Here is a 22,926-nt window from a genome sequence, read left to right on the forward strand (position 1 = left end):
CTGTACGTGGCCGGTTTGCGCGTGTAGGCGGGGCGGAGCGTGACGAACGACGCGGCGTTGCGTTGGCCGGAGAGGCGGTTATGGAGATGAGTGAACCGACGGGTGTGGAGAACGAGGGGGCGGCGGGTCTGGGGGAGGGGCACCAGCGGGATCCGGGGCCGGAACCGGAGGTTGGCTCGGGCATTGTGCGGGTGTTCGGGCGGCAGTTGAAGCGGTGCCGGGTGCGAGCGGGTTTGGAACGCCCGGAGCTCGCGTCGATGGTCGGGTACTCGGTGTCCACGATCGCCGCCTACGAGCAGGGTCGGCGGATCCCACCGCCTCGGTTGATCGACCGGGCGGACGAGGTGCTGGACGCGGGCGGTGTCCTCCTGGAGATGAAGGAGGAGATGGAGAAGGCGCAGTACCCGGCGTTCTTCCGGGACGCGGCGAGGCTGGAGGCGGAGGCTGTCGAGGTGCATGTGTACGCGAACCAGGCGGTGCCTGGGCTGTTGCAGACCAAGGATTACGCGCGGGCGGTGTTCGGGATGATGCGTCCACCGCTAGACGAGGATGCAATCGCACAGCGGGTGGCAGCTCGCCTCGCGCGTCAGGAGGTCTTCGCAAAGCGCCCTGCGCCACTCATGAGCTTTGTCATTGATGAGTCGGTGCTTCGCAGGCCAATCGGTGGGCGGGCTGTGTTGCGTGGCCAGATGGAGCAGATCTTGCTGGCTGGGCAAAGGTGCACGGTGGAGATTCAGGTCATGCCTCTGGACAGTGAGGAGAACGCTGGGCTTGCTGGTCCCTTCACCTTGCTTGAGACAGCCGAAGGGCGGAGGATCGCGTACGTTGAGGTCCAGAACGTCAGCCACGTCCACACCGAGCGACGGCTTGTCAAGGGGCTTGAAGTCAAGTACGGCATCCTGCGTGCGCAGGCACTCACGCCTCAGGCGTCGCTCAACTACGTTGAGAAGCTGCTAGGGGAGCGATGAAAGCCAGCGGTCTGGAGCGCACATCTGAGCTTGTATGGATCAAGAGCAGCTACAGCAGTGAGGAAGGTGGCGAGTGCGTCGAAGTCGCCGCAGAATGGCGTAAGTCCAGCCACAGCACCGGAGCCGGCGGCGAATGTGTCGAGGTGGCCTCTTGCCTCCACGCTGTCCACGTACGCGACTCCAAGGACATAACCCGCCCCGGCCTCACGGTCGGTGCTGTGGCTTGGACCGCGTTCATCAACTTCGCGGCCCGATAAGTCGCCGCGAAAGACATGGAATACCTGCCCCTGACACTACGGTGTCAGGGGCAGGCCTCCATCGGGCCAGCACCCTTCGCCCCTTCATGGACGGGCGGCGTCCAACGCCCGGCGGCGATCTCCGCATCCAGCCGCGCCTGGAAGTGCGCGTGCGCGGCTCTCATCTCCGCCTCACGATCCGCCTTGTAGAAGGGGGCTTGGAAGCCAGCCGGAGGCGGGGTGCGCTCCGGGTCCTCCAGGTGGGCGAGGAGATCGAGGTAATCCTGCTTGGTTTGGCCGTGGCCGTAGGTGTTGAAGTCGGCGGCGATCTTCCGGCCGTTGGCGTCAAAGTAGGTTGCCGACTCGTAGTCGTACAGCTGCGGGTAGCGCGATTTGAAGATCGCGGCGAGCTGGTCGGCGGTAATGCCCAGCCAAACGGCGACGAGGGCGTCGAGCTCAACGAGCGCGGCCCGGCGTTCATGCTCGGTGCGGAGCGGGGTGTTGTACTCCCAGGTCGGGTTGAGGTCGGCGGCGAGAGGCTTGAGATGGGGCCAGCGGGGGTTGGCCCAGTCCTCGTAGCCCCCCCAGTGAGGGTCGAACAGCTCTGACCAGAGGGGTGCGTAGTGGGCGGTTAGGGCGTTCAAGCGGAGTGTGCGCAGGAGGAGGGCAGGGGCAAGTGGGTGTTTGGGGTCGGGGGCGGGCATCTTACGGGCCTCGGAGACCTGGAGGTGTGGGCGTCCAGTAATGCGTAGCAGGTAATCAAGTGGCAACGCTGCCCAAAAGCCTGCGTTGAGAGCGGTCAGGCGGTCAGTCTCCAAGGCCGCCGAGTGCACGATATGGACATGGGCGGGGCCTGGCGGGATGAGGGCAGCGTGCAGGCTGCGACTGTTGGCGAAAGGAATCATGACTCGCCAGGCCAGCCGGAAGTAAGTGGTGAACGGTCTCCCAAACCAGGAGTCCTGGGCCGAGAAATACGCCTCCTTGTCGGTGGCCCGCACATAGTTGGTAACAGGGACGAATGTTTCGGGCAACTCTGCTGGTGCGAGAAAGTCCCATTCCCTGTTGTTCCGGCATGGGACCCTTGGTGCTTTCGAGAAGGGGAGCGCTGATGCGAAGTGCGGACCTTGGAGGATGACATCCGTAAGCTCAGAGACGGCCTGGTTGCCCCAGCGGATCAGCCCGTCCTTCTTGGCGTTGGTCTCATTGTATCCGCTTGAGATCATCGGGCCGAAATCGGCGAGGTCGCTGTGATAGGCGGCCAGTGCCTCAATTGCTCCTTGTTCGCCGACGAGGACGGGGTACAGCAAAGGTGTCTGTTCCACTCCACCAGTCGACTCGGTCAGGGCCTGCCAGCTGGTCAGCAGTGCAGTATTCACATGCACCACACGCTCGCGGTGCGGCCGGATGTCCCATGAGCCGTTGTGCTTGATGGCGGGTTCGATGCCTTGTCCGTCATGGGTCAGCGAATCGGGTAGGACTTCGGCGCCTCGGAGCTCGCTGACGTGCTGGAAGTTAGGTTCCTGAGAGGTGCCATAAATGTGCATTCCGAATTCCCAAGAACGGTGAAGGTCCTCGAATGCCCAGTTCGACGAGTTTACAAAGTGCGCGTGCACCCGGAGGTGCCGATAAGCGGCGGCTCGGATAGCACCCTCGCGTACGCCGCCGAAGTGCGTGTCGGGGTGAATCAGACCCGCGCGGCCGCCCGGTGCGATGTGCTGCCATACCTGAGCCATGAAGGCTCGATAGAGATCACTCCGGGTACCCAGAAGGAGCGGATAGGTGGCCGGGCTGCCGAGCACGGCCACGGATCCCGCATGGGCGGCCAGCTCCTCGAGGAGGAAGCTTTGGCTGTTCAAGCGTGCGTCCAGTACCTCTTCCTTGCGGAGGCGCCATTCCGCCGCGCTCGGCTTCTCTGCCAGTACGAACCACGGCTCCAGCTCTGCAAGGACTTGATCCTCCTGCCAAGTGGGCCTCACCCACGGCGGGTTCCCCACCTGCAAGTCAAACCCACCCCGCGCAAACACCTGCGCGAACTCCAGCTCCCAGTGGAAGAACCCCTGCGCCTTCGCGACATCCTTCGCGACCGCCATCCACGGGAACCGGATCTCCAGCCAGTGGAAGCGGTCCATGCCCATCCAGTCGGGCAGTTCTTCCTCGTACACGTAGAGGTCATCCAGCGTCTCGAACGTCGAGACGAACGACTCGCTCGGCACGTCCTGGGTACCCAGCAGCGCTTCCGCGAAGTCGAGCCAGTCGTCCAGGTTCGCCAAGGGAATGACCGGGCGGCGCTGGCCCTTGACCTGCTCCACACGGCGGCCCGTGCGGCGGCGGGAGACCGAGTCGCGGGTCAGCGCCATTTGCTTCGGCTCAGCGCCGAAACCGGGAAGGGCGTCCGCCTCCCACGCCATCAGGACCCCGGAGTCCTCCTCAACAGCCGCAGCCGGACCGGACTCCGCCCCCGCCTCGAACTCCGCCGCCCGTTCCGCCAGCGCCTCCGCCCGCGCGTACTGCTCATGCGTACCGTTCAGCAGCGAAGCACTCTGCACCGGCCAGAACCACAGCGCACACCACGCGTCCATGAGCTTCTTGAGCCGCCAGTACGGGGTGTCCTCCGCGTGCAGGTCCGCCAGCACCTTCTCCCGCTTCACCGCGACCTCGGGCTTCCGCAGCCACTCGTCCTCCGCGCCCCATACCCCGATCCGCCGGGAGATGTCCCGCTCGGACAGCTCCAGCCGCCGCACCACCAGCCCCCACAGGTACTCGGCCCGCCGGGCCAACCCCTGAAGTCGGGCCGTCTGCTTCGCCGTTGGAGACTTCGTGATCGCCTTCCGCCACGCGGCCAGCGCCTTCGCGGCCTCCGGAGCCAGCGCCTTCGCCTCCTTCTCGGCCGCGACCGCGCCCCACTCCTTCGCCGGAAGCAGGAAGTGGTGCACCGCCCCTTCCGGCAACGGCTCACCCCCCAGCGCGTCCGCCAGCGGGAAGCGCTCTGGGGTAGCCCCCAGCCAGCCGCCCTTCTTGAGCCGGTCCGCCGCGTACACCTCGCGCCGCCCGCCGATGAGCGAGTTGCCGCGCCGCAGGTGCAGGCCGAACCAGGGGGCCTCCATGCCCGGGTGCATGGTGTTGAGCCACAGGGAGACCTCGGCCAGCTCCACGGCCGTCTCGTTGAGGTCGACGCCGTACGAGTTGTGCAGCGCGATGTATGCCTTGACCTTCTGCAACTCGACGGCGTACTGGTCGGTGTCGATCGACCGCCCCAGCTCGCCCTGCCGTCGCCGCAGATACTCGACCGCTACCTGGTTGATCGCCTCGTTGAGGAATGCCCCGGAGCCGAGCGCCGGCTCGCAGATCCGCCAGTTCAGCAGCTCGCGCGCCTCAGTCTCCGTGCCGTCCTGGTCCAGGCGGTGCTGGAGGGCGAGCTGCACGGTGACCTTGGTCAGCGACTCGGGCGTGTAGAACGACGCCGAGGTCTGCCGGTCGCGGCCCGACAGCCGGTACACGAACTCACCCGGCGCGTACCGGGCCCGCAGCACCTCGCCCGTGTCCCGGTCGCGGCGGGTGACGAAGACCGGGTCCGGGTACTCGTCGATCTTCGACTTGGGTACCAGCCAGGAGCCGTCCTTCGGGTCGCCGCCCTTGGCGACCTCGTACAGCTCCTCGCCCGCGATGAAGCCGCTGTACGACATCAGGCCCTCGTACACCGCGCCGAGCTGGTTGATGCCGAGCTGGGCGTAGGAGATGAAGCCGCCGCGCTCGCCCTTCTTCCCCCGCGTGATCATCAGGCGGTGCAGCACCTCGTACAGCGTGGCGTTGCGCAGCCGCGTGTCGAGGTAGCGGACGGACTCGCCCCGGGCCAACGCCTCGTCGGAGTCGTGGCGCGGGTCGCGGAGGGTGTCGGCGCCGATCAGGCGGATCGCCTCCGGCTCGAACAGCTTGCTGTGCAGTGGCTCGAAGCGCAGGCCGACGTCCTCGCTGGTCTTCTCGTCCGCCGGATCCGTCTCCACGCCGTGGGTGCGGCGAGGGCGGTAACCGTCCTGCACCTTGCGGAACAGCAGGTCCAGCGACTCGTACAGGTAGACGCCCCTGCGGGCCTCCTCGCCGACCGGCTGCCGGTCGGCGATCAGCTCAGCGAGCCGCCCCAGGCCGTATCCCTGCTGGTACTCGGGGTAGTCGGCGGGCAGGATGCCCAGTTCGGGGCGGGCCTCGGCGTACAGCAGGAACAGGATGCGGTACAGGTAGCGCAGCGACTCGCGGGTCAACTGTCGGCCCAGATCGGCGAGTTCGCCGATGTCCTCGGGGCGAATGCCCTGGTCGCGCAGCCGGGCCAGTACCTCGTTGGCGATCAGTTCGACGCTCGTCCGCAACCCGTCGCGCAGCTCGCTGGAGACGCCCACCGCGTGCCTCGCCGACTTGCCGAGGAGCTCGGCGAGGGGGTTCTCGCCGCCTTCCTCCGGCGTACGCAGCGAGTCCGCGCCGAACAGCGCCGCGACGGTGTCGAGTTCGCCGCCCACCCTGGTGTCGTTGCGTTGCAACGCCGTGTCCAGGGAGACCGCGAGATAGCGGCCCTCTCCCCACACCGCGCGGTCGGCGAGCACGATCACGCCGCCGCCGAGCAGCAGCACATATCGGGGCGGCTCCTCGCAGGCGAACAGGAAGGAGGCCAGTTTCGAGCCCGTGGTCAGGCTGGCCGCGCCGTCGAGCACGACCTCCTCCAGCAGCCGTCCGCGGCCCTCGGAGTCGAGGGCGGCGTCCGATTCGGCGGCCCAGCCGCAGTCCAGGGCGACCAGGCCCTTCTCGGCATGCGCGACCGGGATCTCGTACGTCTGCCGCGCGCGCTCCACCGTGAGGGTGCGCGGCTTCGCGTCGTATCCGAGGGCGCGCAGCACCTCGGCGTTGAGGGCCCGCACCCGCTCCCGCCACTGCGGGGAGCCGTACGTCAGCGTGTCGTCGTCGGTGTCGCGCACCGTGACGATGCCGTCCTCGTCCTCGGGGAGGGCGAAGGAGGAGCGGGCCTTGAAGTAGGCGCGGCGCAGCTCCCGCAGCCCGGCCCGTGGCGTCACGGGCAGTTCTCCGCGGCCGGGAGCCGCCGTCTCCGGCTCTCCGGGCTCCGGGAGGTCGCTCGGCGCGGCGGACTTCGCCGCGTCCTCGCGCTCCTTCCACGCCTGGAGCAGGCCCGACTTGAGGTCCTTGGGCAGTACCTCGGCCAGGTAGTGGGCCGAGAAGTAATCGCCGCGGTTGACCAGGGAGTCGTACGTCATGACAGCTTCTCTCAGCGGGTCACGGGGGCGGAGAGCCACCAAGCGGCGGGCTCGGACAGCGGCGGGGGACCGAGGACGACGGGCGGCGGCTCGTCGGCGTCGCGCTTGCGTGCGGGGTCCGGCTTGCGGTCGGGGTCCGGGAGCAGCACCGCGAGGATGCGCAGCAGCGGTCGGCCCGTCGTCAGCAGGGAGTCGGCGAGGTCGGCCAGGCGCTCCTTGGCACGCTCTTCGGCGAGGGTCGGCTGGTGCCAGGTGGCGAGCCGGCGCTTGTACTCCGCGATGGGCTCGCGCAACGGCTCGTCCCAGGCGTCGCGCCGCTCGTCGAGGAACGCCTCCGCCGTGCTCAGGACGTCGGGCAGGGCTTCATGGAGCGGCCTGGGCTCGCGGTAGTGGCGCTTGTTGGCCATGCTCGGGCCGACCCCGCAACGGCGGAGCAGCGACACCATGTCGTCGTCGACCGCGCCCCTGCGCGTCACACCCATCCACTTGACGACGGTGGGCCTGCCGAGCTTGTTCGAGTACACGCCCTGGACGAGGTAGATCGGCTCCGCCACGTTCGCGGTGATCATCGGGGCTTCCTGGCGCCCCAGGCGGACGAGGACCTTGTCGGTGAGCCATTCCACGACCGGATGCAGGTCCGTCAGCAGCGAGATCTCCGGCCAGCTGGAGGTGGACGATTCGCGGGCCCGCTGAAGGGAGTGCTCCGCCAAGCGGCGGTTGAAGGTGACGAGAAGCCGCTCGCGCAGCCGCTGCTCGCGGAGGTAGTCCATGGGCAGGGCTTTGAGGCGGTGGACGAGATCCGCGGGCGGCTGGAAGGAGAGCAGGCCCGACTGCGGGTCGCGGTCCAGCTCCAGCCGGTCGTGGGCGTCGGGGTAGACCTCGCCCAGCGCCTCGTCCAGAAAATGCGCGGTCGAGTCGAAGAGGCGGGGGAGCACGGCCGACCCGCCGGCGCGTCCGGACGCCGAAGCCGCGCCGGGTGTTGCCGTACGCGCGGAGTCCTGCGGGTCGGCCCGGTCCGCTGGTTCCTCGCCGACCGGGTCGAAGAAGTCGGCGAGGAAGTCGTCCATGCCCGTGTCCTCGTCGTCCGCGCCGGGGTGGCGGGAGTCCAGCGACTCGTCCACGGTCTTCCCGCGCAGCAGGTCCTGGATGAGGGACTTCTCCTCCGCTTCTGCCCGGTACAGGCCGGTCACGGCCTCGGCCGTACCCAGGGAGCGGTGGGCTTCGTCCTCACGCCCCAGCAGCCGCTCGGCGACGACTGTGTCGTCCTTGGCGCCCTCGACCTCACTGGTCAGGATCAGCGCGCGGAACTGCGGCGGCCGGGGCTGCCCGTACCGGTCGATTCGCCCGTTGCGCTGCTCGATGCGGATCAGCGACCAGGGCACGTCGTAGTGCACCAACTGGTGGCACTGGCGGTGCAGGTTGACGCCTTCAGAGGCCACATCGCCGGTCAGCAGCACCCGTACGGGCGTGTCGGCCAGGCCGAACTCCTCCACCCGCGCCATCTGCTGCTCGTCGGAGAGTCCGCCGTGCATGACGCGGACGCAGTCGCGGGCCGCCCGGCCCTTGAAGCCGAGCGCGGCCGGGAGCACCCCGGCCAGCCACTGGAGGGTCTGGACGCGTTCGGAGAAGACCACGACCCGTGCGTCAGATGTGGGGCCGACTCCGATCTCCTCCTTGAGCTGGTGCACCAGGGCGGAGAACTTCGCGGAATCGGCCTCGGTGAGATCGGCGGCCAGCTCTGACAACCTTCCCAGGGCGGCCAGTTCGGCGGCCGTGGCCCGTGGGTCGTCCTTCTTCTCCAGGGTTTTGATGCGGGCGGAGATGGTGGCCCGCAGCGCCGCGCAGGAGGACAGGAACGACTTCAGCAGCGTGTACGGGAAGAGAGAGACCGAGCTGACGGAAGGGCTGCCGTCGTGGGGGAGCCAGACGGACGCCAGCTCTTCGAAGATCTTTTCCTCGGCGGGGGTCGCCGCGCAGTGCACCGACTGGGAGGGGCCGCGGTCCGCCCACTGGCCCTTCATCTGCTCGCGGACCTCGGGACTGATCTTCGTACGCCGGATGAACAGATGCCTGATGTCCTCGGCACGGTAGTTCTCCGGGTCACGGATCGCTGCCGGGTCCAGCAGGCCGATCAGTTCGGCGAACGACCTCGCGTCGCCGTTGTGCGGAGTGGCGGACGCCAGGATCAGGGCGTCGGTGCGGGGGGCGAGGATCTGCGCCAGCTGGTTGCGCAGGGAGCCGCGGTTGATCAGGTTGTGCGACTCGTCGATGACGACGGCGTCCCAGCGGATCTGCTCCAGATGGTGCCGGTACTGGTCGGCGTTCTTCAGGGTGTCGATGGAGACGATGACCCGCTTGAAGGAGGTGAACGGATTGCGGCCGGCCGGGATCTCCCGCTGGATCCGCTCGATGCCGACGGAGTCCAGTCGCACCAGGGGGATGGAGAACCGTGTCCACAACTCCCGCTGGAACTGTTCCAGCACATGCTGCGGGGTGACGACGAGGATGCGCTCGCCCCGGCCGCGGCGGATCAGCTCGGCGAGCGTCAAGCCGATCTCCAGGGTCTTGCCCAGGCCCACCACATCGGCGATCAGCAGTCGCGGACGGAGGTTCGCGCCGGACAGGGCCAGCTCGGCGGGGCGCCGCTGGTAGGGCAGGGAATCCAGCAGGAACGAGTCGGCCAGGGCCAGGCGGCGCTCGGACTGGGGCAGCGCGGTGCGGCGCAACACCGCCTCCAGGAACAGGCGGGAGCGCCGGTAATTCGGCGAGTCGTCCCGGACCAGCTGGGTGTCGCGCGGGTCCAGCAACTCGATCCGGTCCAGGCCGGAGAAGAAGACGGCCTCTTGATCGCGTACGAACTCCGACACCCCGACGACCTCAAGCTTGGTGCCGTCTTCTGCCGTTGGCACAGAGCTCCTGACCAGCCACTCCTCGTCCCGAACAAGGATCTGGGCGCCGGCTGGGTACTGCTTCTGCACCGTCCGGTCCGCTGTGGCGTCGCTGCGCTCCGCACTGGTCTGGACGGCGGTCACCCGTGGCCTCCTGAGGCGGTTCGGTTCGGTCGTACGCGGAGCCCGTCAAGGGCCTGTTCAGTATCGCGGGTCAGACGGGCGTATAGGTCAGAAGGACGCACTGGCGGCGTATGCCTCGCGCAGGCGCTGTGCGGTGATACGGGCCTGGGCGCTGTGCCGCAGTGATCGCCGTCCGGTGCCGCTGCGGTCCTGCGGGTGGACGGGAGGCCGTGCGGCGGGGGCGTCCGTGGAAGCGCGGTCAGGGCGGTTCGGAGCGGCGGGAGGCGGCACCGGCGGCTGCCGTCGGCCGGGCGGAGTGTCGGCCGAGGCGTTGGCCCCCTCAGGGAGCGCTTGGGCGTCCGAGACCCGCCGGCCGTTGGAGAGCGCCTGCGATGACACCTCGGTTCGGGAGCTGCCGAGCAACTCATCCAGGAGGTGCGCCGGAGCGGCTGTGTAGCTGGTGAGCCTGCGCCGCGCCTGGGCAACCTTCAGCCCCTGCGCTTCGATCAGCGCCCGGCACTGCCGCACCACGTCGTCGAGCCGGGGCCGGTCCTGTGCCTGGTGGGCGAGCATCGCCCTCAGCAGCGGCATCAGCTCCTCCGGCGCCCCGGACAGATCCGGAGCGGTCGCGGGATCGACGATCTGATGGAACAGGACGTGGATGTTGTCGGCCCGGTAGGGGAGGTGACCGGAGGCGGCGAACAGCAGCACGGCGCCCAACGCGTACACATCGACCGCGGGGGTCAGCGGCCTCTCACCGTTCGCCTGCTCGGGAGGCATGCAGGAAGGAGTACCGACAACCGTGTTGGGGGAGGTCAGCGACACGCTTGACTCGGCGAACACGGCGAGCCCGAAGTCGATGATCTTGGGGCCGTTCGGGCCCAGTAGCACATTGGCGGGTTTGAGGTCGCGATGCAGCAGACCCTGCTTGTGCACGGTTGCCAGCGCCTCGGCGAGTGTCGCGCCCAGAGAGGCGGTGAGCAGGGCGGACAACGGACCGTGAGTCCCCACATGCCGACTCAGGTCCAGCCCCTCGACATACTCGGTGGCCAGCCATGGGGGATCCGCCTCCACGTCGGCGTCCATCAGGGTGGCTATCCGCGCGCCCCAGACCGCCTTGAGGATCTCCACCTCTTGCGCGAACCTCTGCCGCGTCTGCGAGTCCACGACAGACGGCTTGATCACCTTGACAGCAGCGGGTTCGCCGCCCGGCGACTCCCCCAAATACACCTGTCCCATGCCGCCGTGCCCGATCCTGCCGAGCAGCTCGTACCCGCCGAGCTCGGCGGGGTCCTCGGGGCTCAGGGGCGCGATGTGCACGTGAGGCCTCTCTTTAGGGACGGGGTACGCAAAGGGCACTGCTCGTCGTCACGCTAGACCACTCACTGAGGACGTGGGGGTGCACCGACGAGGCGGTGCTGCCCCCGCAGTGGTCTCTCCGGATGGCGGGAGCCCCTCAGCAGGTGCGCGTGCCATCACCAAAGCTGTTGATCCGTCCCGCGCTCCCGCCGGCGCTGCATCCGCTCGCGCTTAGAAGGCGAAGCGCCAGTCACTGCGGCGAAGACCACCTCGCGACTGCCGCTCAAACTCAGTTCGAGCTGGCGTTGCACTCCTTGTGAGCCAAATCCTGTGGTGCCGATCCAGCCACCGGCGACGAGATCGGTAAACTCGGTATTGTCAAGGTAACGATCAACCGTCTTTCGACTAAAAGACCGAGCGTTCCCTGGGGCTTGGAACCTCTTGTGTAGCTGATCGAAATGTTCGCGAGCCAGGTAAATTCCGGGTGTCAGGCTTCTCGCATCTGGCATAAGGGAGTCCCCTTGGCGGAGCTTGAACCAAGAAGGCCTAGAGCAGAGGCGGTAATCGTCGACTTCGCGCCTCAGCTTGTCGCACTCGTCGTCGATCGCTCGCATGCGTTCGAGCTGATCAGCAAGATTATTGTCGCTGTTCGGGTAGTAGCGCCAGTCCGACTTTCCGCTGCCCTTCGACATCCGCTTGTATTGGACCATGACGAAGCAATCGCGTGACTCGTGATAGTAAATCAGGTCGACGCCGAGTGTCTCTTCTGCGGCTTTGCGATTGGCGTTGTAGATGACTAGTCGTTGCTCCCCTTGGCTGAAGCCGGTCCATGCGGCCCTGTTCAGCCAGTCTTCTGGCCCCAGCCAATCACGGAAGCGTTGCGCGTCGTACGCAATCAGGTCGTCCTCGTGGGACGGGCCGTTACGTGTTTGGACGCGAGCAACGAATGGAACGTCATCGTCCTCGTGCGGCTGGTCCCAACTGACAAGCTCGTCAAGGTCGAAGTCCGTCATGCGCACGGAGGTGAGGGTCGCGTCACGTTCATCTACGAGCAACCTGGCGGTCGGTGTCAGGGCAGGTGATGGCCTGTTCCCTGCTCCGAGAGTATGGAGGTGAGGAACGACGTCGCTGGCCCGCTGACTCAGAGCTTGCAGCAGATGCCTCCCTGCGCCGTCCGGTAGAGCCCCGTCGCGAGATAGATAGCGGCGTGAGAGCTGGGGAACTAAGCCCTCCAGTTCTGCCCACGGTACGGGGGATAGGAGCCGGTACGGCTTGATGACCTCAACTCGCCTCTTCAGGTCGTCGCCCGGCCCGCGCACCTTGCTGGCCCGCGCAACGTAGGTCACCTGTGGGGCGTCACGCTCGGCTCCAGTGATGATCAGAGTGACGTGCGTGCCCTTCCAGTGTTCCTGGTACTGGGTGGTTACCCAGCGAGGCATGCTCCCGTCTTCTCTCTGACGCCACCAAGTCTTGAGGTGCTCCTCTTCTTTGAGGGCAGTGCGGATGATCGCGACCATGGCAGTCATTCTTCAACGGGCGCTGCGTCTGAGTTCAAAGATCAGCCACTTAGTCGGGATCGACCAAGTGGCTGGACTGCGGATGAGATGGACGGTGCCGACGGGGGTGCCACTTCACCTGCGGCGATGTCTGGAGATCCCGTCCACAGCCCGTCCACGGGCTCTGCCATGCGGCCGCTCCGGGAGGCACCCGCCCGCCCGCACATAACGCGAAGACCCCGCTCTCAGCCGATGGGCTGATGGCGGGGTCTGCTGGCACCTACTGCGAGGTGCCCCCGGCAGGATTCGAACCTGCGCACACGGCTCCGGAGGCCGTTGCTCTATCCCCTGAGCTACGGGGGCGTTGCCGCCAGTGTTCTTGGCGACGGGTAGAACACTACCAGCTCACTCGGGGTGGTCATGAACGGTTATCGGGAGAGGCGAGGAGGAGGTGCGGGGGAGCGGAACGGCGGGAGCGGAGGGGGATATACCGCATGTGGAGGCGGGGGCGCAGGTGTCCGGGTCGAAGGTCCCCCGCACGTGGCGGAAGTGGGCAAAACCCGGACGTGGCAGGGGCCGCGCGCCTACTCTTCAGTTTGTGCCTGGGTTGTCCGGCCGGGTCCTTGTCGTAGACGACAACAAGGTCATCCGGCAGCTGATCAGGGTCAACCTCGAGCTGGAGGGCTTCGAGGTCGTGACCGCGGCCGATGGTGCCGAGTGCCTGGAGATCGTTCACCAGGTGCGGCCCGATGTGATCACTCTTGATGTCGTGATGCCCAGACTTGATGGGCTGCATACGGCATCACGGTTGCGCGCGGATGCGCGGACGTGCCACGTGCCCGTCGCGATCATCAGCGCGTGTACGCAGTACGAGATGGACAGTGGGAAGGCGCTGGGCGTCGATGCGTTCCTGGCGAAACCCTTCGAGCCGACCGAGCTGGTGCAGCTCGTGGGTCGGCTGATGAGGCGAGGGGGTGCTGGGGCCTCGGCTCCCGGTGATGCCGCGCCGGTTGTGGGGCCCACCGGTTAGTCATCCGGGTCGCCGGATGACGGCGGCGGTGTTCCGCGACCGGTGACGAGTGCTCCGGTCCGCCCCCCGCGACCGGTGCGCGTGGCCACGGCCACCGTGCGTGCGGCGGTCGGCGGTCTGCGTCTCCGCGGCCGGTCGTGTACCCGGTGCCGGTCTCCGGACCCGTTCCGCCGGTGCGGCCTGCCGCGGTCCCGGTGCCCTTCCTTGCCTCGGCTGTGCCCCGTGGTCGGGTGACCGTGGCGGTCGCCCATGACCAATCCCGCTTCGTCCCGCGGCCGGGCGAGTGCTGTGGTCACCGCGACCATCACCCCGGCCTCGACCGCGCCCGGCCACCACCCCGCCCCGATCATGCCCGGCGCGCGTCGCGCACACCATGCGGACCGCGCACACCGTCCCTGTCCCCGGCCCCGCCTCCGCCCCGCCCGCTCCCGGCCTGTGCCCGCTCGCGCGGAGGCCTGCTCAGCGCCCGCGCCGGGCCCGCGCCCCGCCCGCGCAGAGGCCCACGCCCGCCCGCTCCCCGCCCGTTCCTGGCCCCGCTCCCCGCTCGCGCCGGGGCTCGCGCGAGCCAGGGGCGCTCGCGCCCGGGCTCGCGCGAGCCCCCGCGCCCCGCCCCGTTCACCACCTCTGCGTCCGAAGGACGAAACCGGTTCGCGGGGGCACCCCCCTCCTCCCATACGCTTGTCCCGTGACACCCGCCCAGCTCTCCCGCACTGTGCTGCACACCGTGCGTCGTGCCGTCGAGGCCGACGAACTGTGTGTGACCGTGCCGGAGCGGGTCAAGGTGCGGACTCCGCCGCGGCCCGGGTGTGGTGATTACGCCACCAACGTGGCCCTCCAGCTCGCCCGGGGAGACAGGGGAGAGAGAGGCGACGGCGGCGATCCGCTGCGGATCGCCGAGATACTCCGGCGCCGCCTCGTCCGCACCCCCGGTATCGCCCGCGTCGACATCGCCGCCCCCGGGTTCCTGAACATCACCCTCGACGCCGGCTCCCACGGGAGCCTCGTGGCCACCGTCCTCGCCCAGGGGGCCGGTTACGGGCATGGCGAGGGGCTGGCCGGGGAGCGGGTCCGGTTCGCCGCGGGGACGGCCGACGGGGACATCCACACCGCGCTCGTCGCCCAGGTCGTCCGCGGGCTCGTCACCGCCTGCGGGGGGCGGACGGCGGACGACGGCCCCGGGGGCGAGGTCCTCACCGTCCGGGCCGCCGGTGTTACGGCCGACGAGCTGCTCATCCGGCTCGGCCCCGACGCCGCCCGCTGGGCCCTGCTGCGGCCCGCCGCCCAGGACCTGCCCGACCTCGATCCGGGACGGCTGCTCTCGCAGCGCGAGGCCAACCCGCTGTTCCGCGTCCGGTACGCCCATGCGCGGGCGCGTGCCGTGCTGCGGAACGCCCACGACCTCGGGGTCGACTCAAAGCCGGACGAGGCCGACTACGGGCACCCCGCCGAGACCGCCCTCCTCGCCCCGCTCGGTGACTTCCCCCGTACGATCGAGGCCGCCGCCCGGGACCGGGCGCCCGACCGGCTGGTGCGGCATCTCGTCGTCACCGCCGACGCCTTCTTCCGCTTCCACGACACATGTCCGCCCCTCCCGCGCGGCGAGCAGAAACCCTCGGCCGTGCACCGCTCGCGGACGGCCCTCGCCGAGGCCGCCGGCACGGTGCTCGCCAACGGCCTCCACCTGCTCGGCATCACCGCTCCAGAACATCTGTGACACCTGCGAGAGAGACACCATGAGCCGTTCCGCCCACCCCGCCGGGCCCCGCCACGCCGACGTCCTGCCCGAGGGGCACTACAGCGCGCCGCCCGCCGACCTCAACCAGCTCGACCCGCGCGTCTGGTCCCGCACCGTCTCGCGGAACGCCGACGGTGTGGCCACCGTGGGCGGGATCGAGGTGACGCGGCTGGCCGAGGAGTTCGGGACACCCGGCTACTTCCTGGACGAGGAGGACTTCCGGGCCCGCTGCCGGGCCTGGCGGGAGGCGTTCGGGGACGAGGCCGACGTGTTCTACGCCGGGAAGGCGTTCCTCTCCCGGGCCGTGGTGCGCTGGCTGCACGAGGAGGGGCTCAACCTCGACGTCTGCTCGGAGGGGGAGCTGGCCACCGCGCTGGCCGCCGGGATGCCCGCGGAGCGGATCGCGCTGCACGGGAACAACAAGTCGACGCGGGAGATCACGCGGGCGGTCGAGGCCGGGGTCGGGCGGATCGTGCTCGACTCCTTCCAGGAGATCGTGCGGGTGGCGCATATCGCGCAGCGGCTCGGGCGGCGCCAGCGGGTGCAGATCCGGGTCACCGTGGGCGTCGAGGCGCACACCCATGAATTCATCGCGACCGCGCACGAGGACCAGAAGTTCGGCATTCCGCTCGCGGGCGGGCTGGCCGCGGAGGCGGTGCGGCGGGCGCTGAAGCTGGACGGGGTGGAGCTGATCGGCATCCACTCGCACATCGGCTCGCAGATCTTCGACACCTCCGGGTTCGAGGTGGCCGCCCACCGCGTGGTCGGGCTGCTGAAGGAGATCCGCGACGAGCACGGGGTGGAGCTCCCCGAGATCGACCTCGGCGGCGGTCTCGGTATCGCGTACACCGCGGACGACGACCCCAGCGAGCCGCATGAGATCGCCGCGGCGCTGCGCGAGATCGTGCACCGCGAGTGCCGGGGCGCGGGGCTCGCGGTGCCGCGGCTGTCGGTCGAGCCGGGGCGGGCGATCGTCGGGCCGACCGCGTTCACGCTGTACGAGGTGGGGACGGTCAAGGAGCTGCCGGGGCTGCGGACGTATGTGAGTGTGGACGGCGGGATGTCCGACAACATCCGTACCGCGCTCTACGACGCCGAGTACTCGGTGGCCCTGGTCTCCCGTACCTCCACCGCCGGGCCGATGCTCTCCCGCGTGGTGGGCAAGCACTGTGAATCCGGTGACATCGTGGTCCGGGACGCCTTCCTGCCCGCGGACCTGGCGCCCGGCGATCTGATCGCCGTCCCCGCCACCGGGGCCTACTGCCGTTCGATGGCGAGCAACTACAACCATGCGCTGCGTCCGCCGGTCGTCGCCGTGCGCGACGGACAGGCGCGGGAAATCGTCCGGCGCGAGACGGAGGAAGATCTCCTCCGGCTCGATGTCGGCTAGCGAGAAATAAATCTCGGATACTGGACCCGGGATAGGAAATCCCGTCCAGTGCCTGAGACTGGTGCACCAAACGATGGATGAGAAACGAGGTCGGATGATGCGTACGCGTCCGCTGAAAGTGGCGCTGCTGGGCTGTGGGGTAGTGGGCTCAGAGGTGGCGCGCATCATGACGACGCACGCGGACGACCTCACGGCGCGTATCGGGGCCCCGGTGGAGCTGGCCGGGGTGGCCGTACGCCGCCCCAACCGGGTCCGTGAGGGGGTGCCGGAGCACCTGGTGACCACCGACGCCACCGCCCTGGTCAAACGCGGGGACATCGATGTGGTGGTCGAGGTGATCGGCGGCATCGAGCCCGCCCGCTCCCTCATCACGACCGCGTTCGAGCACGGCGCGAGCGTGGTCTCCGCCAACAAGGCGCTGGTCTCCCAGGACGGCGCGGCCCTGCACGCCGCCGCCCAGGAGCGCGGTGCGGACCTGTACTACGAGGCGGCGGTCGCGGGCGCGATCCCGCTGGTGCGGCCGCTGCGCGAATCGCTGGCGGGCGACAAGGTCAACCGGGTCCTCGGCATCGTCAACGGCACCACCAACTTCATCCTCGACCGGATGGACGGCAGCGGCGCGGGCTACAGCGAGGCGCTGGACGAGGCCACCGCGCTGGGCTATGCCGAGGCCGATCCGACGGCCGACGTCGAGGGGTTCGACGCCGCCGCCAAGGCCGCGATCCTCGCCGGGATCGCCTTCCACACCCGGGTCACCCTCGACGACGTCCACCGCGAGGGCATCACCGAGGTGACCGCGGCCGATATCGCCTCCGCCAAGCGCATGGGGTGCACCGTCAAGCTGCTCGCCATCTGCGAGCGCGCCGCCGACGGCCGCTCGGTCACCGCGCGGGTGCATCCGGCGATGATCCCGCTGGCCCATCCGCTGGCGTCGGTCCGCGAGGCGTACAACGCGGTGTTCGTGGAGGCCGACGCCGCCGGCCAGCTCATGTTCTACGGGCCGGGGGCCGGTGGCTCGCCGACCGCCTCGGCGGTGCTCGGCGACCTCGTCGCCGCCTGCCGCAACAAGCTGGCGGGCGCCACCGGACCGGGGGAGTCCGCCTACAGCAGGCTGCCGGTGAGCCCGATGGGCGATGTGGTCACGCGGTACCACATCAGCCTCGACGTCGCCGACAAGCCGGGTGTTCTCGCTCAGGTCGCGACAGTCTTCGCCGAGCACGGAGTGTCGATCGATACGGTCCGCCAGCAGGGGAAGGACGGCGAGGCTTCCCTCGTGGTCGTGACCCACCGCGCGAGCGACGCCGCGCTGTCGGCGACCGTGGAGACGCTGCGCCGCCTCGACACCGTCCGCGACGTCGCCAGCATCATGCGGGTCGAGGGTGAGTAGAGAGCGAGTGGAGCGTGGGACGACGCGGGCGTACCGCACAGCAGCGGGGTCAGTAGCAGGGGAGTAAGGAAAACATGAACGCAATCGCCGACGCCGGGACCCGAATGTCCGGCACCCGCCGGTGGCACGGCTGGCGGGGCATCATCGAGGAGTACCGCGACCGCCTGCCGGTCAGCGGGACGACCCCGGTCGTCACCCTCCGCGAGGGCGGCACCCCGCTCGTTCCCGCGCAGGTGCTCTCCGAGCGCACCGGCTGCGAGGTCCACCTCAAGGTCGAGGGCGCCAACCCCACCGGATCCTTCAAGGACCGCGGGATGACGATGGCCATCAGCGCGGCCAAGGAGGCCGGTGCCAAGGCCGTCATCTGCGCCTCCACCGGGAACACCTCGGCCTCGGCCGCCGCCTACGCGGTGCGCGCCGGGATGGTCTGCGCGGTGCTGGTCCCGCAGGGGAAGATCGCGCTGGGCAAGATGGGCCAGGCCCTGGTGCACGGCTCGAAGATCCTCCAGGTCGACGGCAACTTCGACGACTGTCTGACGCTGGCGCGCAGGCTGTCCGAGAAGTACCCGGTGGCGCTGGTCAATTCGGTCAACCCGGCCCGTATCGAGGGTCAGAAGACCGCGGCTTTCGAAATCGTCGACATGCTCGGCGACGCGCCCGACATCCACGTCCTCCCGGTGGGCAACGCGGGCAACATCACGGCCTACTGGAAGGGCTACCAGGAGTACGCGGCGCCCTTCGGGGGCCAGGACCCCCGGTCCACCCGCACCCCCCGGATGTGGGGATTCCAGGCGTCCGGCGCGGCGCCGATCGTGCGCGGTGAGCCGGTCCGCGAGCCCAGCACCATCGCCACCGCGATCCGCATCGGCAACCCCGCCTCCTGGAGCTTCGCGGAGCGGGCGCGGGACGAGTCGGGCGGCCTCATCGACGAGGTGACCGACCGTCAGATCCTCGCCGCCTACCGGCTGCTCGCCTCCCAGGAGGGCGTCTTCGTGGAGCCGGCCTCCGCGGCGAGCGTGGCGGGCCTGCTGAAGGCGGCCGAGCAGGGTCTGGTCGACCCGGGCCAGCGCATCGTGTGCACGGTGACCGGGAACGGGCTCAAGGACCCGGACTGGGCGGTGGCGGGAGCCCCGCAGCCGGTGGTGGTCCCGGTGGACGCGGACGCCGCGGCCGTACGGCTCGGACTGGTCTAGCGCGGCGCGGGCCGGGACCCCCTCGGGTCCCGGCCCGTTCCGTATCCGCGCCCGCTCCGCGCCCGCCCTCTCACCGGCTCCCACCGGCGGCTTTCTCGCGATCCACTCAACTGGTGGAAGAGATGCACGGGAGCGGGGAGGGCGCGCGGAACGCTCCAGTAGAGTGGGCGCGGACGACGGCAGGGAGCGCGACACGCATCGTGCGCCTCCCGTGCGCCCTATGTCGCCACAGAACCTTCCTTCGATAGGCTGTACTGAATCCGCCCCGACGCAGAGTCCTCATCTCTGCGCGGCGTCGCCGTACTTCGCGTGACAACCCCCGCGGTTTTCCGTACCTCTTCGAGTAATCTCACGCAAACACAAGGAGAGTCATCGAGCGATGGCCGGTCCAGCGTTCCGCGCCGCCGCCGTCCGAGTGCGCGTCCCCGCCTCGAGCGCCAATCTCGGCCCCGGCTTCGACGCCCTCGGTCTGGCCCTCGGGCTCTACGACGACGTCGTGGTCCGGGTGGCCGACTCCGGTCTGCACGTCGACATCGCGGGTGAGGGCGCCGAGACCCTGCCGCGCGACGAGAGCCATCTGCTCGTACGGTCCCTGCGCACCGCGTTCGACCTGCTGGGCGGACAGCCGCGGGGGCTCGAGGTGGTCTGTGCCAACCGGATTCCGCACGGCCGCGGTCTCGGTTCCTCCTCCGCCGCCATCTGCGCCGGGATCGTCGCCGCCCGCGCGGTGACGATAGGCGGGGCCGAGAAGCTGGACGACGCGGCGCTGCTGGAGCTGGCCACCGAGATCGAGGGACACCCCGACAATGTCGCCGCCTGTCTGCTCGGCGGCTTCACCCTCGCCTGGACGGACGCGGGAGCCGCGCGGGCGATCAGGATGGACCCGGCCGGTTCCATCGTTCCGGTGGTCTTCGTCCCGGGCAGCCCGGTGCTCACGGAGACCGCACGCGGACTGCTGCCGCGCACCGTCCCGCATGTGGACGCGGCGGTCAACGCGGGCCGTGCGGCCCTGCTCGTGGAGGCCCTGACCAGGCGTCCCGAGCTGCTGCTCGCGGCCACGGAGGACCGGCTGCACCAGGAATACCGCGCTCCGGCGATGCCCGAGAGCGTGGCCCTGGTGAACCGGCTGCGTGCGGACGGCGTCCCCGCGGTCATCTCCGGTGCGGGCCCCACGGTGCTCGCGCTGGTCGAGGACGGTGCGGCCGACAAGGTCGCACGACTGGCGGGTGAGGGATGGGCGGCCAACCGGCTGGCCCTCGACGCCGGGGGGGCGAGCGTTCTGCCGCTCGGCTGACACGGCGCCCGGATCGCCCCGGGCGCTGGGAAAACTCGATTGCCGGTCTTGGAGAGGGGGAATGTTTGTTGGATCCGGTAGTGTTAACCTCAAGTCTGCACTTGAAGCCTCTTGGATGTACTCGGAGGCGAGGTGCTCAGTGTCCCCCTCCGGGACCACCCTTCTTCCGGGAGCCTCCCAGCACTGCCTGAGCAGCCTGCCTGAGCAGTATCGAGCACGCTCCGGAATCGGCGTGGCGGAGCCGAGGAAAGTCTTCCGTCTCGCCGGAACCATGAATTGATCTCTCCGCCGTAACCCGGCGGACCACCGCCCCGGCCCGGTCCGTAACGGAAGGACCACAGCCGGACAGCACAACCGGTCGCCGAGCCAGACAGGCCGACGCCCGCTCCAGGGAAGGACCCTTCGTGAGCGACACCACCGATCTGATGGGCGTGAACGCCTCCGGCACCTCCGACAGCAGTGTCGGCAATGCCGCCGCGCCCGCTACGGACGCTCCCGCCGCGCCTGCCACCGGTGCTGCCACTGGCACTGCCCCGCGGCGACGCCGCTCGGGCACCGGCCTCGACGCCATGGTCCTGGCCGAGCTCCAGCAGCTCGCCTCGAGCCTCGGTATCAAGGGCACCGCGCGGATGCGCAAGAGCCAGCTGATCGAGGTCATCAAGGAGAAGCAGGCCGCGGGCTCCGGCGGAGCCCAGAGCTCCGAGTCCGCCTCCGACGAGGCGGCCAAGCCCAAGCGCCGTGCCACCTCCCGGGTCCGTACGGGCGATGACAGCGCTGACGCGGGCAAGCAGGAGAAGTCCGCGAAGGCCACCAAGGCCGAGAAGAACGACAAGGCCGCCAAGGCCGAGAAGAGCGACAAGGCCGAGAAGGCCGTGGCGCAGCAGCAGATCGAGATCCCGGGGCAGTCGGGCGAGCCCGCCGCCGATGAGCAGCCCGCCGGAGAGCGCCGCCGCCGTCGTGCGACCGCGCCCGCCGCGAGCCCCGAGCAGGGGGCCACCGCCACCGCCGTCGAGACCAAGGCGGAGACCCGGACCGACTCCGCGGCCGGCGCCCGTGCCGAGGCCAGGACGGACGCGAAGGCCGAGGCCGCCGCGGACACCGCCGAGGGCAAGGGCAAGAGCGGCGACCGCCAGGACCGCCAGGACCGCGGCCAGAAGGGTGACCGCCGGGAGCGCGGCCAGCGTGACCGCCGCGGCGGCAAGGGGGACGACGGCCAGCAGGCCGGCGGCCGCCAGCAGCGTGACGGCCGTGGCCAGGGCCAGCAGCGCGCCGGTGCCGATGAGGCGGACGACGACTTCGAGGGCGGGCGCCGCGGGCGCCGCGGCCGCTACCGCGACCGCCGTGGCCGCCGTGGCCGCGACGACTTCGGCAACGAGCCGCAGGTGTCCGACGACGATGTGCTGATCCCGGTCGCGGGCATCCTCGACATCCTCGACAACTACGCGTTCATCCGGACCTCCGGTTACCTCCCGGGCCCGAATGACGTGTATGTCTCGCTGGCCCAGGTGCGCAAGAACGGTCTGCGCAAGGGTGACCACGTCACCGGCGCGGTCCGCCAGCCGCGTGAGGGCGAGCGCCGCGAGAAGTTCAACGCGCTGGTCCGGCTGGACTCGGTCAACGGCATGGCGCCCGAAACCGGCCGCGGACGGCCGGAGTTCGGAAAGCTGACGCCGCTTTACCCGCAGGACCGGCTGCGGCTGGAGAGCGAGGCCGGCGGGCTGACGACCCGGATCATCGACCTGGTCGCGCCGATCGGCAAGGGCCAGCGCGGTCTGATCGTGGCCCCGCCGAAGACCGGTAAGACCATGATCATGCAGGCGATCGCCAACGCGATCACCCGCAACAGCCCCGAGTGCCATCTGATGGTCGTCCTCGTCGACGAGCGGCCGGAAGAGGTCACCGATATGCAGCGGTCGGTCAAGGGCGAGGTCATCTCCTCGACCTTCGACCGTCCGGCCGAGGACCACACCACCGTCGCCGAGCTGGCGATCGAGCGGGCCAAGCGCCTGGTCGAGCTGGGTCATGACGTGGTGGTCCTGCTGGACTCGATCACGCGTCTGGGCCGTGCGTACAACCTGGCGGCGCCCGCCTCCGGCCGCATCCTGTCCGGTGGTGTCGACTCGACCGCGCTCTACCCGCCGAAGAAGTTCTTCGGTGCCGCGCGCAACATCGAGGACGGCGGCTCGCTGACCATCCTGGCCACCGCGCTGGTCGAGACCGGCTCGCGGATGGATGAGGTGATCTTCGAGGAGTTCAAGGGCACCGGCAACATGGAGCTCAAGCTCGACCGGAAGCTCGCCGACAAGCGCATCTTCCCCGCGGTGGACGTCGACCCGTCCAGCACCCGCAAGGAAGAGATCCTGCTGGCGCCGGAGGAGCTGAACATCGTCTGGAAGCTCCGCCGGGTGCTGCACGCGCTGGACTCCCAGCAGGCCATCGAGCTGCTGCTGGACAAGATGAAGCAGACCAAGTCCAACGCCGAGTTCCTGATGCAGATCGCCAAGACCACGCCCGCCCCGGGCAACGGCGACTGATCCGGCACGCTCCGCAGAGGGGCCCCGGGCGCCGCGGGGGGGGGGGGCCCCCCCGGGGGGGGGGGGGCCGCGGCCCCGCCGGGGGGGAGGGGGGCGGC

At 69.4% G+C, this 22,926-nt stretch carries 13 protein-coding genes and 1 tRNA gene; 9 read left to right on the forward strand and 5 right to left on the reverse strand.

Translation table 11 applies throughout. The features are described 5' to 3' along the window. Positions 1-86 precede the first annotated feature (86 nt). Positions 87-968, forward strand: coding sequence for a helix-turn-helix domain-containing protein (locus tag NMK44_RS04800; protein WP_254738751.1), 882 nt, complete (start codon positions 87-89; stop codon positions 966-968). Then, positions 965-1,225 (forward strand): DUF397 domain-containing protein, encoded by a 261-nt coding sequence (locus NMK44_RS04805; protein WP_254738509.1) that lies wholly within the window; start codon positions 965-967, stop codon positions 1,223-1,225. Before NMK44_RS04800 ends, NMK44_RS04805 begins: the two co-directional genes overlap by 4 nt. Positions 1,226-1,269: 44 nt before the next feature. Here NMK44_RS04805 and NMK44_RS04810 read toward each other — a convergent pair whose 3' ends face one another. The 5 genes from NMK44_RS04810 to NMK44_RS04830 all read right to left on the reverse strand — a co-directional run bounded on the left by NMK44_RS04810 (position 1,270) and on the right by NMK44_RS04830 (position 12,628). After that, positions 1,270-6,459 carry a class I SAM-dependent DNA methyltransferase gene (locus NMK44_RS04810; protein ID WP_254738511.1) on the reverse strand — a complete coding sequence of 1,730 codons (5,190 nt, stop codon included), beginning with the start codon at positions 6,457-6,459 and terminating at the stop codon, positions 1,270-1,272. Between the two features lie 11 nt (positions 6,460-6,470). Next, entirely contained in the window at positions 6,471-9,491 is a 3,021-nt protein-coding gene (locus tag NMK44_RS04815) for a DEAD/DEAH box helicase (RefSeq protein WP_254738513.1), read from the reverse strand. 87 nt (positions 9,492-9,578) lie between these two features. Then, a complete protein-coding gene (locus NMK44_RS04820; protein WP_254738515.1) occupies positions 9,579-10,790 on the reverse strand; it encodes a serine/threonine-protein kinase in 1,212 nt (403 codons plus the stop codon). A 155-nt stretch (positions 10,791-10,945) separates the two neighbouring features. Then, the gene (locus NMK44_RS04825; protein ID WP_254738517.1) at positions 10,946-12,286 is read right to left on the reverse strand and encodes a hypothetical protein; all 1,341 of its coding nucleotides are present in this window, start codon (positions 12,284-12,286) and stop codon (positions 10,946-10,948) included. Positions 12,287-12,556: 270 nt separating this feature from the next. Then, a tRNA-Arg gene (locus NMK44_RS04830) sits at positions 12,557-12,628 on the reverse strand. Between the two features lie 235 nt (positions 12,629-12,863). Between NMK44_RS04830 and NMK44_RS04835 the strand changes: the two genes are divergently transcribed. The 7 genes from NMK44_RS04835 to rho all read left to right on the forward strand — a co-directional run bounded on the left by NMK44_RS04835 (position 12,864) and on the right by rho (position 22,828). Further along, on the forward strand, positions 12,864-13,295 hold the full coding sequence (locus NMK44_RS04835) for a response regulator (protein WP_254738519.1): 432 nt from the start codon (positions 12,864-12,866) through the stop codon (positions 13,293-13,295). 685 nt (positions 13,296-13,980) lie between these two features. Beyond that, a complete protein-coding gene (gene nrtL, locus NMK44_RS04840; protein WP_254738520.1) occupies positions 13,981-15,009 on the forward strand; it encodes an ArgS-related anticodon-binding protein NrtL in 1,029 nt (342 codons plus the stop codon). 19 nt (positions 15,010-15,028) lie between these two features. After that, on the forward strand, positions 15,029-16,420 hold the full coding sequence (gene lysA / locus NMK44_RS04845; RefSeq protein ID WP_254738522.1) for a diaminopimelate decarboxylase: 1,392 nt from the start codon (positions 15,029-15,031) through the stop codon (positions 16,418-16,420). A 94-nt stretch (positions 16,421-16,514) separates the two neighbouring features. Then, positions 16,515-17,807, forward strand: a complete 1,293-nt coding sequence (locus tag NMK44_RS04850) for a homoserine dehydrogenase (protein ID WP_254738524.1) — start codon at positions 16,515-16,517, stop codon at positions 17,805-17,807. A gap of 74 nt (positions 17,808-17,881) precedes the next feature. Beyond that, a complete protein-coding gene (gene thrC, locus NMK44_RS04855) occupies positions 17,882-19,000 on the forward strand; it encodes a threonine synthase (RefSeq protein WP_254738526.1) in 1,119 nt (372 codons plus the stop codon). 379 nt (positions 19,001-19,379) lie between these two features. Further along, positions 19,380-20,294, forward strand: a complete 915-nt coding sequence (thrB, locus tag NMK44_RS04860; protein WP_254738528.1) for a homoserine kinase — start codon at positions 19,380-19,382, stop codon at positions 20,292-20,294. 404 nt (positions 20,295-20,698) lie between these two features. Continuing rightward, positions 20,699-22,828 carry a transcription termination factor Rho gene (gene rho / locus NMK44_RS04865; protein ID WP_254738530.1) on the forward strand — a complete coding sequence of 710 codons (2,130 nt, stop codon included), beginning with the start codon at positions 20,699-20,701 and terminating at the stop codon, positions 22,826-22,828. Positions 22,829-22,926: the final 98 nt, after the last annotated feature.

Origin of the sequence: Streptomyces cucumeris (assembly GCF_024295805.1) — a bacterium.
GTDB lineage: Bacteria > Actinomycetota > Actinomycetes > Streptomycetales > Streptomycetaceae > Streptomyces > Streptomyces cucumeris.

What these genes read in the sequence shown, in the direction of transcription:
- NMK44_RS04800 (WP_254738751.1), top strand. Translation starts at nt 87, where the DNA reads ATGAGTGAACCGACGGGTGTGGAGAACGAGGGGGCGGCGGGTCTGGGG.
- NMK44_RS04805 (WP_254738509.1), top strand. Translation starts at nt 965, where the DNA reads ATGAAAGCCAGCGGTCTGGAGCGCACATCTGAGCTTGTATGGATCAAG.
- NMK44_RS04810 (WP_254738511.1), bottom strand. Translation starts at nt 6,459, where the DNA reads ATGACGTACGACTCCCTGGTCAACCGCGGCGATTACTTCTCGGCCCAC.
- NMK44_RS04825 (WP_254738517.1), bottom strand. Translation starts at nt 12,286, where the DNA reads ATGGTCGCGATCATCCGCACTGCCCTCAAAGAAGAGGAGCACCTCAAG.
- lysA (WP_254738522.1), top strand. Translation starts at nt 15,029, where the DNA reads ATGAGCCGTTCCGCCCACCCCGCCGGGCCCCGCCACGCCGACGTCCTG.
- NMK44_RS04850 (WP_254738524.1), top strand. Translation starts at nt 16,515, where the DNA reads ATGATGCGTACGCGTCCGCTGAAAGTGGCGCTGCTGGGCTGTGGGGTA.
- thrC (WP_254738526.1), top strand. Translation starts at nt 17,882, where the DNA reads ATGAACGCAATCGCCGACGCCGGGACCCGAATGTCCGGCACCCGCCGG.
- thrB (WP_254738528.1), top strand. Translation starts at nt 19,380, where the DNA reads ATGGCCGGTCCAGCGTTCCGCGCCGCCGCCGTCCGAGTGCGCGTCCCC.